General features: G+C 68.8%; 16 protein-coding genes and 1 tRNA gene. 10 read left to right on the forward strand and 7 right to left on the reverse strand.

The features are described from left to right. Positions 1-49 precede the first annotated feature (49 nt). Together ABIE19_RS08555 and ABIE19_RS08560 are read left to right on the forward strand one after the other, a co-directional pair. Complete coding sequence (locus ABIE19_RS08555) at positions 50-319, forward strand: hypothetical protein (RefSeq protein WP_354088742.1); 270 nt, start codon at positions 50-52, stop codon at positions 317-319. A gap of 129 nt (positions 320-448) precedes the next feature. Further along, on the forward strand, positions 449-616 hold the full coding sequence (locus tag ABIE19_RS08560; protein ID WP_354088743.1) for a hypothetical protein: 168 nt from the start codon (positions 449-451) through the stop codon (positions 614-616). A 44-nt stretch (positions 617-660) separates the two neighbouring features. On the opposite strand, the gene ABIE19_RS08565 is transcribed toward ABIE19_RS08560, so the two are convergent. Continuing rightward, a tRNA-Gly gene (locus ABIE19_RS08565) sits at positions 661-735 on the reverse strand. A 181-nt stretch (positions 736-916) separates the two neighbouring features. On the opposite strand from ABIE19_RS08565, the gene ABIE19_RS08570 reads away from it, so the two are divergent. Beyond that, the gene (locus ABIE19_RS08570; protein WP_354088744.1) at positions 917-1339 is read left to right on the forward strand and encodes a TadE/TadG family type IV pilus assembly protein; all 423 of its coding nucleotides are present in this window, start codon (positions 917-919) and stop codon (positions 1337-1339) included. A gap of 16 nt (positions 1340-1355) precedes the next feature. After that, positions 1356-2978 carry a TadG family pilus assembly protein gene (locus ABIE19_RS08575; RefSeq protein ID WP_354088745.1) on the forward strand — a complete coding sequence of 541 codons (1623 nt, stop codon included), beginning with the start codon at positions 1356-1358 and terminating at the stop codon, positions 2976-2978. A gap of 57 nt (positions 2979-3035) precedes the next feature. On the opposite strand, the gene ABIE19_RS08580 is transcribed toward ABIE19_RS08575, so the two are convergent. Continuing rightward, positions 3036-4388: a M23 family metallopeptidase gene (locus ABIE19_RS08580; protein WP_354088746.1), complete on the reverse strand. Its 1353-nt coding sequence runs from the start codon at positions 4386-4388 to the stop codon at positions 3036-3038. Between the two features lie 329 nt (positions 4389-4717). Here ABIE19_RS08580 and ABIE19_RS08585 point away from each other — a divergent pair, with 329 nt between their 5' ends. The 6 genes from ABIE19_RS08585 to rplS all read left to right on the forward strand — a co-directional run bounded on the left by ABIE19_RS08585 (position 4718) and on the right by rplS (position 10201). Continuing rightward, positions 4718-7936 carry an intermembrane phospholipid transport protein YdbH family protein gene (locus ABIE19_RS08585; protein ID WP_354088747.1) on the forward strand — a complete coding sequence of 1073 codons (3219 nt, stop codon included), beginning with the start codon at positions 4718-4720 and terminating at the stop codon, positions 7934-7936. A gap of 103 nt (positions 7937-8039) precedes the next feature. After that, a complete protein-coding gene (locus ABIE19_RS08590) occupies positions 8040-8225 on the forward strand; it encodes a YnbE family lipoprotein (RefSeq protein ID WP_207824933.1) in 186 nt (61 codons plus the stop codon). Between the two features lie 19 nt (positions 8226-8244). Further along, a complete protein-coding gene (locus ABIE19_RS08595; protein ID WP_354088748.1) occupies positions 8245-8604 on the forward strand; it encodes a YdbL family probable chaperone protein in 360 nt (119 codons plus the stop codon). A 9-nt stretch (positions 8605-8613) separates the two neighbouring features. Continuing rightward, positions 8614-8922 (forward strand): amastin family protein, encoded by a 309-nt coding sequence (locus tag ABIE19_RS08600; protein WP_354088749.1) that lies wholly within the window; start codon positions 8614-8616, stop codon positions 8920-8922. 101 nt (positions 8923-9023) lie between these two features. Then, entirely contained in the window at positions 9024-9773 is a 750-nt protein-coding gene (trmD, locus tag ABIE19_RS08605; RefSeq protein ID WP_354088750.1) for a tRNA (guanosine(37)-N1)-methyltransferase TrmD, read from the forward strand. 2 nt (positions 9774-9775) lie between these two features. Next, positions 9776-10201 (forward strand): 50S ribosomal protein L19, encoded by a 426-nt coding sequence (gene rplS, locus ABIE19_RS08610; protein ID WP_354088751.1) that lies wholly within the window; start codon positions 9776-9778, stop codon positions 10199-10201. Between the two features lie 93 nt (positions 10202-10294). Here the strand turns inward: rplS and ABIE19_RS08615 are convergent, their stop codons facing one another. From ABIE19_RS08615 to ABIE19_RS08635, 5 genes are all read right to left on the reverse strand, one after another. Next, positions 10295-10777, reverse strand: a complete 483-nt coding sequence (locus tag ABIE19_RS08615; protein WP_354088752.1) for a PA2169 family four-helix-bundle protein — start codon at positions 10775-10777, stop codon at positions 10295-10297. A 112-nt stretch (positions 10778-10889) separates the two neighbouring features. Next, complete coding sequence (locus tag ABIE19_RS08620; protein WP_354088753.1) at positions 10890-11750, reverse strand: tryptophan 2,3-dioxygenase; 861 nt, start codon at positions 11748-11750, stop codon at positions 10890-10892. Positions 11751-11804: 54 nt separating this feature from the next. Then, the gene (locus ABIE19_RS08625; protein WP_354088754.1) at positions 11805-12338 is read right to left on the reverse strand and encodes a CHAP domain-containing protein; all 534 of its coding nucleotides are present in this window, start codon (positions 12336-12338) and stop codon (positions 11805-11807) included. Positions 12339-12370: 32 nt separating this feature from the next. After that, positions 12371-13516: an acyltransferase family protein gene (locus ABIE19_RS08630; RefSeq protein WP_354088755.1), complete on the reverse strand. Its 1146-nt coding sequence runs from the start codon at positions 13514-13516 to the stop codon at positions 12371-12373. Positions 13517-13624: 108 nt separating this feature from the next. Continuing rightward, positions 13625-14080, reverse strand: coding sequence for a COG3650 family protein (locus ABIE19_RS08635; RefSeq protein ID WP_354088756.1), 456 nt, complete (start codon positions 14078-14080; stop codon positions 13625-13627). Position 14081: the final 1 nt, after the last annotated feature.

Below are 14081 nucleotides of genomic sequence, written 5' to 3' on the forward strand. Positions count from 1 at the left end.
GGACCGCTCTCTGAACTGATCCATGTCCGGACAGTCGGGGAGCGCGTTCTTGTCGCAACACAACATCATGGGCTCCGAGGCCTTCAACCGGCGCCCCTTCGTCATCATCCGCAACCTGAGGGCCGGAAGCTTCCGTCGCCGGAAGAATCGGTCCGTGGTCGCCTATGTCGTGGTCGCCGTCCTGGCCCTGTCGGCCGGCGCCGCCGCAGCCTTCATGGCCCTGGCGCCCGGTCTGGCCGACGCGGAGATCAAGGCCGCCGCAGCCGCAGCACCGCCCGCGCCGCAGCCCGCCCTGCCCGTCGCTCCGCGCACGAACTGAGGCCCGTCGCATTCAACTGTTGAGAAGCGTCACACCCGTCTCGACACGACGGGCGAACCGCCGTCTATCCGTCCGATGAAACGCCTGACCCCCGCCGAATGGGGTCGTGTCCGCGAACGGGTCACGACCATGAGTCTGCCTGACCGAGGCCCCGACGCCGCCGCCCGCATGGCCGCCTGGCTGGAAGCCCGCCCTGGGAACGGCTGGTTCTACATCCTGGGCTCGACCGTCAGCTTCGGCCTCTCCATCGACGCCGAGGCCTTCAAGCGCTGGATGCTGACGGAACTGGTCGCCTAGGCCATAGAGGCGCCCGCCACCCTGACCCGGATTTCGACTAGGGCTGGAGCGGGTAGGGGGAATCGAACCCCCGACATTCAGCTTGGGAAGCTGACGTTCTACCTCTGAACTATACCCGCAGAGCCATTGTTTTCATGCCTTTGCGGCGGGCGGTCCGTCAACGCCGCCGGGCGTATTTCCGAAAGAATTCCACGACCGCCTCACGTGACCGCTTCCGGCGTTCATTTTTTTGATCGCCCCTTCATCACCGTTTAACGGTGTTATTTGTAGATTGATCACCGCAAAAAGCGGGAGCTGGTCATGAAGCGAAGCCGTTTTTCTCCGCGTTTCTGGAGCGATCGCCGGGGCGTAGCCGCGATAGAATTCGCCATCGTCGCCCCTGTTCTGGTCGTCATGATGTTCGGCATGATCATCTATGGCGGCTGGTTCTGGATGGCCCATTCGGTCCAGTCCCTGGCCACCGAGGCGGCCCGCACCGCCATAGCTGGCCTGGACCCGACCGAGCGCGAGCAACTGGCGCGCGCCTTCGTCACCTCCCAGGCCCCGAGCATGGGATTGGACACTCAGAAGACGACGGTGGAGATCCAGGCCGATCCCAACGTCATCCGCGTCAACGTCGCCTATGACATCCGCCAGCATCCCTTGATGGCCTTGTCAGGCCTCGTCCCCTCGCCGCCGCGCATCATTCGCCGCACCGCGACTGTCCGCCTGGGGGGCTACTGACATGAAGACCCGCGGCGTGATCCGAAACGAAGACGGCGGGGTGACTATCGTCACCGCCGCCATGGCCGGCCTTTTCTGCATCGTCGCCGCCGTGGCGATCGACCTGGGATCCGTTTCCCTGAAGGCGCGGCAGGTCCAGGGCGCAGCCGATCTTTCGGCCATGGCGGCGGCCCACGACCTGACCCGGGCCGACCTCGCCGCCCGAGCCACGGCCCAGGCCAATCTCACGGACGTCCAGACGGTCAATGTGCAGAAGGGCGCCTATGTCGCCGATCCGCGCCTGGCGCCCGCCAATCGCTTCAGCCCCGGCGCGGCGACGCCGAACGCCGCCCGAGTCCAGATCACCGCCCCCGCCCCCCTCTTCTTCGGTCGCTGGATCCTGCGTCGCGAGACCGTGCCGGTCAGCCGCACCGCGACCGCCGCCATCCCCAGCGGCAAGCCCCAGGCCATGTTCTCCATCGGCACGCGCCTGGCCAGCGTGGACGGCGGCCTGGCCAATGCCCTGCTGTCGGGCCTGCTGGGCAGCAACGTCTCCCTGACGGTGATGGATTATCGCAACCTGGCCGGGGCCCAGGTCAATCTTCTGTCCTTCTCGGACGCCCTGGCCACCGACCTGGGCCTGGCGGCCGGCGACTACGACGCCCTGCTGAACCAGGAGATCACCGCCGGACGCGCCCTGAAGGTGCTGGAAGCCGTGGCCGGTTCCGACGCCAAAAGCGTGCTCAGCAAGCTGACCCGCGCGCCCGTGGACGCCAAGCTGAAGCTCAGCGAGCTGATCGGCGTCGACGCCCTGTCGCGCAAGGGCCTACGCGAGGCGTTGAACGTCGATGTCTCGGCCATGGACATGGTCATGGCCACCCTGGAGACGGCCAACAAGAACCGGCAGTTGGCCGTGGACGCAGGCGTGCGCACGGGCATAGCCGACCTGGACGTCATGGTGGCCATAGGCGAGCGGCCGAACAACTCCGCCTGGTTGACCGTCACCGACAAGGGCGAGCCCATCATCCGCACCACCCAGACCCGCATCTATCTGAAGGTGACCACGGCCCAGGCCCTGTCCGGCCTGGCCCAGGTCAAGCTGCCCATCCTGGTCGAGGCCGCCGCCTCCGAGGCCAAGCTGGCCCGGATCAACTGCGACGCCTCAAAGACGGTGACCCTGGCCGTACGCCCCGGCGTGGCCCGCGCCCAGATCGGCGTCATCGACGAGACCAAGCTGAAGGATTTCAAGACCGAACTGGTCGCGTCGCGCGCGACCGTGCTCAACGTCCTGAGCCTGGTGAAGCTGACCGCCGGCGCCGACCTGAAGGTCTCCGACGAGAACTGGACCGAGACCGCCTTCAACAAGGTCGACATCGATCAGAAGAAGGTGAAGTCGGTGCAGTCGCGCGGCTTCGTCAACGGCCTGATCGTCAGCCTGCTGACACGCCTGGACGCCGACGTCGAACTGGGTCCCCTGGCGATCGGCCTGGGCGGCCTGGTCAAGGCCCTGGGCGTTCTGCTGACGCCGCTCGGCCCCGTGCTGGACGGCGTAGTCCAGCCCCTGCTGGACCTGCTGGGCGTCAAGCTGGGCGAGGCCGACGTCCAGGTCCTGGCCATACAATGCCCCAGTGACGGCCACACGCCCAAGCTGGTCGGATAGGGGAATGCGCTGGAGCGAAACGGGGGACGCGCCCCCGTCGGCGTCAGACTTCGGGCGTCAGCCTTCGATCGAACGAAGGCCGGATGCAGCCTGCTGCACCACCGGGCGGCGCTGGCCGCCGGCGGCGATGATGCGATCGATCCGCGACTTCTCGGCGCGGAAGGCGGCCAGATCGGCGCCCGCCAGGACGGTGCCTTCCTGGGTCTTGATGCCCGAGGGATTGATCCGCTGACCGTTGCGCCAGATCTCATAGTGCAGGTGCGGGCCGGTCGAGGCGCCGGTCGAGCCGACATAGGCGACGACCTGACCCTGCGACACGCGCTGGCCGGCGCGGATTCCCGAACCATAGCGCGACAGGTGGCCGTAGCCGCTTTCCAGGCCGTTGGCGTGGCGGATGCGCAGCCAGTTGCCGTAACCGCCCCAGCGACGGGCTTCGACGACCACGCCGTCGGCGGGCGCCACGACGGGCGTGCCGGTGGTGGCGGCGAAGTCCATCCCCTGGTGCATCTTGCGATAGCCCGAGATGGGGTGGGTGCGGACGCCGAAGTTGGAGCTGACCCGGCGGAAGCTCTGCAGCGGGGTGCGCATCATGGCGGTGCGCGTGTTCTTGCCCGTGGCGTCGAAATATTGCGCCGTGCTCGAGCCCGCGGGCTGATAGCGATAGAAGGCGTGGCCCTTCAGCTCGGCGTAGAGCAGTTCGCCAGTTTCCACCGTGCGGCCCGCCTCGGTCACGGAGCGGTCGAAGACCAGGGTGAATTCGTCGGCGGCGCGCACGTCGCGCTGCATGTCGAACTTGTGGGCGAACAGCTGACTGGCGCGGCGGACCACCGCCGAGGTGGCGCCCAGTTCGCGGGCCGACGCCGACAGGGAGCGCTGGACCTTGTCGCGGGCGACCACGGTCTCCTGCGTCACCTTCTCGTCCAGGGCGCGCAGGCGAAGCGCGCCGTCGAAGCTGCGCGAAACCGTCAGTTGGCTGGCCGGGCCGGTGCGCATGGTCAGGCCGATCAGGCGGGCGTCGCCCCGGCCGCCGCGCGGCTTGGACACGGCCGTTTCAAACTTCAGGCCCGCGCGCATGTCGCTGAGGTCGAAGGCGCTGGCGATGGTGGCGGCCACGGCGCTGGCTTCTTCGGCGCCGATGCCGGTGCGGCGAACAGCCTGCTCGAAGGTTTCGCCGCGGCGAATCTGAACGGCGATGGATTCCGGGGCGGTCAGACCGGCCGGCGCGCCAGCGGCGGCGTAGGCCTGGGTCTCCAGGTAGGCGATCTGCTCCGACGTCAGGGCCGGAACCTCTTCCGCGCGAGCGGGTTCATATGCACGACCCGCCGTGAAGGCGATGGTCACTGCGGCGGCGGTCGTCAGGATATGCGGCGCTAGCCGCATCGGCTGGCGGCGCGGATCGAACTGAGCCATCGGTCCCCGGCAAACGACGACGCCCGATCGGCGCCAACCCTTCGAATCACGGACGCGCCCAGGCTCGCCCCCGACGCGAAGCGAGCCATATAGCCCGCACGTCCCATCTTGGGAAGCAGGGACGTTACAAAACGTTAAATTCCGTGCGCCAAAATCAAGTATTCCACTGAAGCGATTGAATCTTTCGCCGCGCCCCGCCCTTTTGTCGCCTTGCTCTGCTGAACAGTGACCGCACCGACACGCCGCAGTGACTACGCAGCAACAACTGTCGCTCTCGCGCATTCTGTGGCGTTGTTGCCCCTCCATCCGCCGACGGACGCCGAGCGCCCTTGACCGACGACGCCCCTGACCCCCAGCCCCGGCCTCAAGCCCGTTCCAAGGCCAAGCCGGGCCGCAAGTCGCGTTCCGCGTTGCGGACGGCCTCCACCGGCCTGCTGATCGTCCTGCTGCTGCTCGTCGTCCTGGCGGCCGCCCTCTACCTGAACCGCCGCGCGGCGGCGCGAGAACTGCTGGTCGGCTGGCTGGACCGGCGTGGCATAGACGCCGACGTCGAGGTCGAGCAACTGGAGGTCGACGGCTTCGTCGGCAAGGTGACGATCGGCGACCCGCGCAATCCCGACTTCCGCGTCGAACGAGTTGAGGTCGACTACGCCCTGGGCATGCCCTGGTCGAAGACCGGCCTGGGCGTGACCCCCAGCCGCATCCGCCTGGTCCGCCCCCTGGTCCGCGCCGCCTGGAAGGGCGGAAAGCTGTCGCTCGGCTCCCTCGACCCCCTGATCGAGGAGTTCACCGGCAAGCCGCCCCGTCCCGACACGCGCGCGCCTCTGGTGATCGTCGAGACGGGCCGCGCCCGCATCGACACCGAATACGGCCCGCTTCAACTCCTGGCCGACGCCCGCATCGACGACGGCAAGCTGATGCGGCTGAACGCCCGCCTGCCCGCCGCCTCGCTCAAGAGCGGAACGACCGAGGCTCGCGGCCTCGGCGCGGTCGTGGACCTGACCACCGTCGGCGATCGCGTGACCCTGAAGATCGACGCCCAGGCCGAACGCTTCGCTCTCAAGGACCCCGCCGGCCAGGACCTGGGCGGCCAGGGAGCGGTCCTCAGCCTGACCGGCGACCTGTCCTACCCCGACCTCAAGACCCGCAAGGGCGACGGCAAGGCCGTGCTCGCCGGACGACTGACGGCCGACGCCCTGAACGGCGCCGGGATGACGGGCCAGGGCGCGACGGTCGACCTGGGCTTCGACGGCCAGGTCCAGGGCTGGCTCGACGCCTTCCATCTGGAAGGCCGGGGGCGCACCCAGATCCAGGCCCAGCGCCTGACCGGCCCGAACCTGACGGCGCGCGGCGCCGACCTGGCCCTGAACCGCGCCGACATCAGCCTGACGCGCCGGGAAAAGGGGCTGGAGTGGCGACTGTCCTCGCCCGCCGTGGTCCGTCTGGCCTCGGCCGCCTCGGGCGAGACCCGGCTGACCGGCGCCGTCCTCTCCACCGTCGCCCTGACGGCCGGCGGCCACGACGACGCCTTCGAGATCGAAGGCCCCCTGGCCCTGTCCGCCGCCCAGTTGGCGGCTGGCGACCTGACCTTGAACGGCGCGCGGGGCCGGCTGGCCCTGGACGTGGTCCGCGACAGCGTAACCCGCATCTCCGCCGTCGGCGCCCTGTCGGCCTCGCGCGGCGCCTGGAACGGCCTGGGCGGCCTCGCCAAGGACGACCTGCCCGAGATGGCGGAGCTGAAGCGCGCCCTGTCGGACTTCGCCGTCGACGCGCCCGGCGTCCGCTTCGCCACGGGCAATGCGGGGACCGAGCTGACCCTGACCCAGCCGATCACGGCGCGCCCGGCCAACGGCGGCCTGCTGCGTCTGTCCCCCGCGGCCACGCCCCTGTTCGCGGCCGAGCCTGAACGCGACGGCGGCGGCGCCCTGACCCTCACGGCCGAGCGCGGCGGCGGCCTGCCCGAGGCCCGGATCGACATTCCGTCCTGGAGCCTGTCGCACGGCGGCTTCCGCGCCCAATTGAACGGCCAGGCCGCCCTCGACTTCGGCCCCGGCCGCAACATCGCCCTGACCACGACGGGCGAACTGGCCTCCAGCGGCGGCCGCCTGACCTACACGGCCCAGGACTGCATTCCCGTCAGCGTCGAGCGGCTCGAACTGGGCGAGAACGACGTGACCGAGGTTTCCGGCCGCTTCTGCCCCTCGGATGCCCCCCTGATCGTCGTCGCCGACGGGGGCTGGCGCGCCCAGGGCAGGCTCGCGGACGTGACCGCCGTCGCCCCCTTCCTGGCCATGCGCTTCAGCGAGGCCGAGGGCGACCTGGTCGTGGACGGCAAGCCCGCCGGCCTGTCGATGACCGCCGCCGTCAGCCGCGCCCTGGCCGCCGACGTCACGACGCCCCAGCGCTTCCTGCCCCTGACCGCCGCCGGCGAAGCCCGCCTGGCCGCCGACGTCTGGAGCGGCGGCTTCGACCTGTCGCGCCTGGGCCATGCGGTCGGCCGCATCGACCTGCGCCACGACGGCAAGGCCGAGGCGGGGGGCGTGACCATCAGCGCCCCCGCCCTGACCTTCGCCCAGGGCGGCCTGCAACCCGCCGATCTCAGCCCCCTGGTCGCCGACTACATGAAGGCTCCGGTCGAGGGGACGGCCGCCTTCGCCGGCCGTTTCGACTGGTCGCCCACGACCTCGACCAGCTCCGGCCTGCTGACCACGTCCGGCCTGGACTTCGAAAGCCCGGCGGGCAAGGTCAAGGGCCTGAAGGGCCGGGTGGAGTTCACCAGTCTGACGCCCCTGATCACCGCCCCGGATCAGGTTCTGACGGTCGACACCCTGCAGGCGGTCACCCCCCTGTCGGGCCTGGAGCTGCGCTTCGGCCTGGACGAGAAGGCCCTGATGCTGGGCGGCGGCAAGATCGAGGCGGCAGGCGGCCGCATCAGCGTCGAGCCCTTCGACATCCCCCTGACCCCCGGCCAGGCCTGGGGCGGGACCATCGTGGTCGAACAGGTCCAGCTCAACGAACTGCTCAAGAGCGCCAACCTGCAGGAAAAGGCCGAACTGGACGCCGTGGTGTCCGGCCGACTGCCCTTCACCTATTCGGCCGAACAGGGCTGGCGGATCGTCGGCGGCGTGCTGAACGCCGTGCGCCCCGGCCGTCTGTCGATCAAGCCCGAGGTCTTCGACGACCTCGCCGCCGGGGGCGGGGGCGACGCGGCCCTGCCGCCCAACACCATGCAGGATCTGGCCTATCAGGCCATGCAGGAACTGGCGATCAAGGACCTGTCCGCCGAGGTGAACAGCCTCGACGAAGGCCGCCTGGGCGTCCGCTTCCGCATCAACGGCCGCCACGATCCGCCCCAGCGCGAGCAGCTTCGCCTGACCTTCATGGAGCTGATCCGGCGCGACTTCCTCAACAAGAAGCTGAACCTGCCCTCCGACACCCCCATCGACCTGACGCTGGACACCACCTGGAACGCCAACCAGATCGTGTCCGACCTGCTGGAATGGGGCCGGTCCAGCCGCGCCGCCGACGCGCCTTCGACAAGACCTTGAGTCAAAGACCTTGAGCTAAGGCTTCGCTTTGTTCAGAACCCGTTCACGCACAAAGGCGTTAGATCGCCACGAGTTTCATCGCCGCCTTTGGAGATCGGCCCACATGATCAGCAAGCGTCAGATCGCCCTGCTCGGCCTCGCCGCCGTCAGCGTCGCCGCGTGCGCGCCCACGGTGAACATCAAATTCAGCGAACCGCTGCAGATCTACGCCAAGCTGGACGCTGACATCCGCATCAAGCTCGACCAGGAGTTGCAAAACCTCCTGCGCGAAAACCCCAACCTGTTCTGATCGTAGAAAGGGGCTGAACATGAACCATCGCAAGCTCTTCGTCGCCGTCGCCGCAGCCGCCGCCCTGGGCGTCGCCGCCGGCGCCGCCGTGGCCCAGACCGCCGCGCAGAAGACCCTGGTCGACCAGGCCAAGGCCGCCGGCTCGGTCGGCGAACAGGCCGACGGCTACCTCGGCGTCCGCACATCGGTGAACGCCGACACCCAGGCCGCCGTCAGCGCCACCAACGCCGGCCGCCGCCAGGCCTACGCCCGCAGCGCCGCCGACGCCGGCACCTCGGCCGAAGTGGCCGGCGCCCGGATGTTCGAAACCCAGTTGCTGGGCCGCATCAGCTCGGGCCAGTGGTACAAGAACGCCGCCGGCCAGTGGGTCCAGCGCTGATCTGAACCGATGAAGACCACCGAGGTCGAGGGACGACCGGCGAGCCGCCTCCGGCGCTTTCTGCTCTCCCTCGGCCTCGCGCTTTTCATCGCCGCCGCCTCTACCCTCGGCCTGGCCGGCTACTGGCGGTTGATCGGCGGCGGCGCCATGTCGATCCACGGCTGGATCGCCATGGGACTGGGGGTCCTGGGAACCGTCGGCCTGTCCTGGCTGCTCATGGCCCTGGCCTTCCGTTCCGACCGCGAGGGTTGGGATGACCGGGTCGACAACCGCCTGGATCCCGGCCGCGACGAAGCGGAAGACGACGCTCCCTACTGAGCCTCTCCCGCCCCCTTCCTTTCTCCTGCCGGCCGCGCATCCGTCATGATTGCGTTCAGAGGGTCGGATTTTTCCGGCTTTCTGGTGTATGAGCCGCCGCCATGCCCTTCACCGCCACCGTCCTGACCATGTTCCCCGAGGCCTTCCCCGGACCGCTCGGCGTGTCGCTGATCGGCACGGCCTGGCGCGAGAAGGGGCTGTGGTCGCTGGAAACGCTGGACATCCGGGGCTTTTCCGAAGATAAGCGCGGCTTCCTGGACGACACCCCTGCGGGTGGCGGCCCTGGAGCCGTGTTGAAAGCGGACGTGGTGGCCCGGGCCTTAGACAGTCTCGAAGGCCCGCCTCGGCCGGTTTTGTACATGAGCGCACGCGGTCGGCCCCTGACGCAGGCGCGAGTGAAGGAATGGGCGAAGGCCGACGGAATCGTCGTCCTGTGCGGCCGTTTCGAGGGGGTGGACCAGCGGGTGCTCGACGCCCGCGGGTTCGAGGAGGTCTCCGTCGGGGACGCGGTGCTCGCCGGCGGCGAGGCGGCGGCCATGGTGGTGATCGAGGCATGCGTAAGACTGGTCCCCGGCGTTCTGGGCGCGGCTGAAAGCCTGTCGTCCGAGAGCTTCGAGGACGGGCTTCTGGAACACCCGCAGTACACGCGACCGCGGACGTTCGAGGGGCATGACATTCCCGAGGTGCTGCTGTCGGGCGATCACAGGAAGATCGCTCAATGGCGCGAGGCGCAGCGGGAAGAGACCACGCGGGAACGACGTCCGGACCTCTGGGCGGCGCATCTCGCCAAGACCGCGGAGCCTGGCTCCGCCAAATCAAAGGCAAAGGGCGCTAAAGCCCGAGGAGAATAGATATGAACATCGTCCAGCAGCTCGCTGCCGAAGAAAAAGCCCGCCTGCTCGAAGGCAAGTCGATCCCGGACTTCCAGCCCGGCGACACCCTGCGCGTCAACGTGCGCATCAAGGAAGGCGAGCGTGAACGCATCCAGGCGTTCGAAGGCGTCTGCATCGCCCGTGACGGCGGCGGCGTGAACGAGACCTTCACGGTCCGCAAGATTTCCTTCGGTGAAGGCGTGGAGCGTCGCTTCCCGATCCTGTCGCCGAACGTCGAGTCCATCGAAGTGAAGCGCCGCGGCGTCGTCCGTCGCGCCAAGCTCTATTACCTGCGCGATCGTCGCGGCAAGTCGGCCCGTATCGCCGAGCGCCAGACGGCCCGCCCGAACAAGGGCGCCGCCGTGCCGGTCACCGGTTCGGCCGAAAAGGCCGGCGACGAGGCCTGATCCCAGGCTTCAGCCCCGCGCTGAAAGACACGAAAGCCCCGGCGGAGACGCCGGGGCTTTTTGTTTTCCCTCTCCCGATGGGAGAGGGAGATTTTACTTCGGATACAACGGATTGTCGGCGTCGCGGCGGGCGTCGAGGCTATGCTTCAGGGCGCTCATCTGATCGTGCCCCTCCTTCACCACGGCGTAGGCCCGGCGGATGGTTTCGCGGGTGGTGGCCGACAGGTCTTCGTCGGCCATGGCGCGCTCGAACCGGGCCTTCAGGTGGTCCTCCCCGCCCTCGACCGAACCGATCACCGAGGCGGAGTCGCCCAGCAGGGCCGACTTCACGTCCATGAAGGCCCGCTGAGCCTTGGCCAGGATGGAGCCGTCCTCCTCCGGGTCGCCGCCGCGTTCACGCACCGCGGTCTTGAAGTCGTCCGCCAGACGGCGGCGCTCGTCCGCCCGGGCCTGGAACCAGGCCTTGTAGCCCTGGTCCCCAGCTTCGGCCGCCGCCTCGGCGTAGCCGTCCGCGCTGTCGATCAGGCCCTCGATCAGGCCGTTCAGGACCCGGATGTCGTGCTTGTCGCCGCTCATCGGAAATCTCCGTTGCTGACGAGGGAAGAACCCGTCGCAGCAGCGAAGGTTGCCGGCATGACGCCGCTGTGAAATCGGCTGCGGCGCGAGCGCGCCCAGACCGACTGCGGGCCTACAGCCTGGTGCGCAGCGACCAGAGCTCGGGGAAGCAGCGACGCTTCAGCGTCTCCACCAGATAGCCGACGCCGTCGGTGCCGCCCGTGCCTTGGCGGCGGCCGATGATGCGCTCGACCGTCACCACGTGCTTGTGGCGCCAGGTCAGCAGGGCGTCGTCCAGGTCCACCAGCTTCTCGGCCAACTGATACAGGGGCCACCAGCGCTTGGTGTCGCGATAGACCTCCAGCCAGGCCGCCTCTACGCCCTCGGACGCTTCATAGGACTGGCTGACGTCGCGGTTCAGCACCTCGGCCGGGACCGGCAGGCCGGCCAGGGCCAGTTGTCGCAGGGCGTCGTCGTAGAGGCTGGGAGCCTTCAGCGCCGCCTCCAGCGCCGCATGGGCCTCGGGCCGTTCCGCATGGAAGCGCAGGAAGCGCGGATCCTTCAGGCCCAGCATGGTCTCCAGGCGACGGAACTGGTCGCTCTGGAAGCCCGAGCTGGCGCCCAGGTCGCCCCGGAACTTCAGATAGTCGGCCGGGGTCATGGTGGCCAGGATGTCCCAGCTCTGGGTCATGACCGACTGGATGCGGCTGACGCGGGCCAGGCTCTTGTAGGCGGGCACCAGATCGCCGGCGCGCACCAGCCGCTGGGCCAGGGCCGTCTCATGCAGGATCTGCTTGAGCCACAGCTCCTTGGTCTGGTGGATGATGACGAACAGCATCTCGTCATGCTGGTCGGACCGCGGGTTCTGGGCGCTGAGCAGGGTGTCGAGCGACAGATAGCCGGCGTAGGTGACGCCGCCCGGCTCGTGCTTGGCCGTCTCAATGGCCGTTCCACGAATATCGGAGGCGCGAATGTCGTTGGGTGCGTCGGTCATCCGCCACCTATCGCCGGATCGGCCCCGAAGGGCCAGCCCGGAAGCGGCGGAAAATCAGTTGGCGGCGCGGGTCTCGCCGCTCGCGGCGGCGGCGGCCATCTGGCGGCCGTTGGCGAAGGCGTCGCGCGCCCCGTTATAGATGAAGCCGTAGGTCGGATAGACGGTGGTGCCCAGGTCGTTGATCGGATTGTACCAGACCTTGACCCGGCTCCAGTCGCCCGAGGGAGAGACGTCCACCACGGTGACGTTCTCTTCCACCTTGCCGCGGCTGCCGCCCCAGTTGGCGTGGGTCACGCGGATCACGCGGTCGGTCAGGACGTCGGAAACCACGGCCACATGGCCCCGGTTCATGCGGCCGCTGGGCTGGAAGACCAGGACCGAGCCCGTCTCAGGCGCGCGGCCGGTGCGGAACTTGTCCACGGCCTGACGCCACCAGGTCCAGGCGTCGCCGAAGATATTGATGCCCGAGAACATGCGGGCGAAGGTCACGCACTGCCAGTAGGGGTCGTCGGCTTTCGCCTGGGTCGGACCGAGGGCGAAGAATCCTAGGGTCGCCGCAACTGCGGCGGCTGTGAGCCGTTTCATCATCTGGCGTGCTCCCGACTGAACGCGGACAAGCCTTAGACGATAGTGTCCGAAGGTTGAAGAACCGTTTCCGACTGTTTCGCCCCGTGATCCACAGGGGCGCGGCGGCGCTCGGCCCATCCGCGCAGAGCCTTGCGGGCCGGGCGTTCGACCAGATGATAGGTGACGGCGGCCGCGGCGATCAGGCCGAGAACTATCCCCAACCACACGAAAAGTTGAAGTCGCTTGTCTTCCGCCCCCGTCGCCCGGGCCGCCAGATTGACCGCGAGAATCTGCCAAGGGGCGCAGATCATGTAGACGGAATAGCTGATCTCGCCCAGGTAGACGGCGGGCCTCGAGGCCAGCAGGCCGGCCCGCTCGTTAGGTACGGAGGCCAGGGCCAGGATCAGCAGCCCCGCCGCCAGGACCGTCACCGCGTCCCAGGCGAAGATCGAGGCCGCCGCGATCATGACCGCCGCCGCCGCCAGGGCCAGAAGTCCGGCGCGCGGCAGGGGCGCCCGCCGATAGACCAGATAGAGGGTGCAGCCGTAGGCGAAACAGGGCACGATCCGCAGCGCGCCCCAGCGGAAGGTGGCCTCGGTCAGGGGAAAGCCCGCCACCCGCTCGAACCCCGCATAGAGGCCCGCCAGGAAGAGGGCCGCCGCCGCCGCCGCCAGCCACGGCCGCTTGCGCAGGCTCCAGGCCAGGGTCGCGAACAGGGGGAAGGTCAGATAGGCGAACCACTCGGCCGAGATCGACCACGAGGGATGGTTCCAGCCGGCCTCGCCGGCGAAGCCCCAGGCGTGAACCATCAGCAGATGGGCCGGAAGGGTCTTCCAGCTCAGGATGCCGGAATCGATCTGCATGCCGACGAAGGTCGCCGCCAGCCCCAGGGCCATGACCCCGAACAGGGTGAAGAGATGCAGCGGATAGATCCGCGCGATCCGCGCCCACAGGAAGCCGCGATAGGAGAAACGCTTCTCCGCGAAGGCCTGCAGATAGACGTGGCTGAGGATGAAGCCCGACAGGACGAAGAAGAGCTCCACCCCCAGATAACCCTTGGCCGTCAGGTTCGGGACGAAACCGACGTCCAGATTGGGCCAGAAGGTGTAGAGGGCGACCCACAGGGCGGCCATGAACCGCAGGGCGGTCAGGGGCCGAAGATCGGCGGGCATGGGGTTCGGCGTCTGGACGGGCGTCATAGGGCGCAATCTGGCATGACGCCGCTTTGGGAAGCGTTAAGCGGCGAAACCATCCGTCAGCAAGACGGGCGCCAGACGCCCGCCCGCCTGTGTCTCGGCCTGCGCGGCCTATTCGACGCGCCCCGCCTCCCCGGCCTTCTCGATCGCCGCGACCGAGGCGGCGCAGCCGGTCAGGTCTTCCGTCCCGATCTCGACCCTGGCGGTCAGAGGATAGATGCGGTCGCTCATGCCGTCCGAGCAGTCGGTGGCCGACACGGTCACGACCAGGGGCGTCTTTTGGGCGGTCTCGGCGGTCCAGCTCGCCACCGTGCCCTGCAGGGTCGGACCGGGGTTGGCGGCCTTCTGTTCCGGGCGGTCCACGCCGGAATAGGTCAGGCCCTGGGGCGTGATCTCCACCGCCCAGAAGGGCTCGGTCCCCATGACGCGCAGCGGCTGATCCAGGTCGACGCCGGCCAGGACGCGCGCCTGCGTCGGCGCGGCAGGAGCGTCGGTCTTCTCCGCGGGCTGGGAACAGGCGGCCAGGGCCAGGGCGGCGACGGCGGCGAAAGAAAGGGCGGGACGCATG

Source organism: Brevundimonas faecalis (assembly GCF_040549405.1).
Classification (GTDB): domain Bacteria; phylum Pseudomonadota; class Alphaproteobacteria; order Caulobacterales; family Caulobacteraceae; genus Brevundimonas; species Brevundimonas faecalis.

Bases quoted from the DNA above. Each gene is read 5' to 3' on its own strand.
- ABIE19_RS08560 (WP_354088743.1), top strand. From the start codon at position 449: ATGAGTCTGCCTGACCGAGGCCCCGACGCCGCCGCCCGCATGGCCGCC.
- ABIE19_RS08570 (WP_354088744.1), top strand. From the start codon at position 917: ATGAAGCGAAGCCGTTTTTCTCCGCGTTTCTGGAGCGATCGCCGGGGC.
- ABIE19_RS08580 (WP_354088746.1), bottom strand. From the start codon at position 4,388: ATGGCTCAGTTCGATCCGCGCCGCCAGCCGATGCGGCTAGCGCCGCAT.
- ABIE19_RS08590 (WP_207824933.1), top strand. From the start codon at position 8,040: ATGATCAGCAAGCGTCAGATCGCCCTGCTCGGCCTCGCCGCCGTCAGC.
- ABIE19_RS08595 (WP_354088748.1), top strand. From the start codon at position 8,245: ATGAACCATCGCAAGCTCTTCGTCGCCGTCGCCGCAGCCGCCGCCCTG.
- ABIE19_RS08600 (WP_354088749.1), top strand. From the start codon at position 8,614: ATGAAGACCACCGAGGTCGAGGGACGACCGGCGAGCCGCCTCCGGCGC.
- trmD (WP_354088750.1), top strand. From the start codon at position 9,024: ATGCCCTTCACCGCCACCGTCCTGACCATGTTCCCCGAGGCCTTCCCC.
- rplS (WP_354088751.1), top strand. From the start codon at position 9,776: ATGAACATCGTCCAGCAGCTCGCTGCCGAAGAAAAAGCCCGCCTGCTC.
- ABIE19_RS08615 (WP_354088752.1), bottom strand. From the start codon at position 10,777: ATGAGCGGCGACAAGCACGACATCCGGGTCCTGAACGGCCTGATCGAG.
- ABIE19_RS08620 (WP_354088753.1), bottom strand. From the start codon at position 11,750: ATGACCGACGCACCCAACGACATTCGCGCCTCCGATATTCGTGGAACG.
- ABIE19_RS08625 (WP_354088754.1), bottom strand. From the start codon at position 12,338: ATGATGAAACGGCTCACAGCCGCCGCAGTTGCGGCGACCCTAGGATTC.
- ABIE19_RS08630 (WP_354088755.1), bottom strand. From the start codon at position 13,516: ATGACGCCCGTCCAGACGCCGAACCCCATGCCCGCCGATCTTCGGCCC.
- ABIE19_RS08635 (WP_354088756.1), bottom strand. From the start codon at position 14,080: ATGCGTCCCGCCCTTTCTTTCGCCGCCGTCGCCGCCCTGGCCCTGGCC.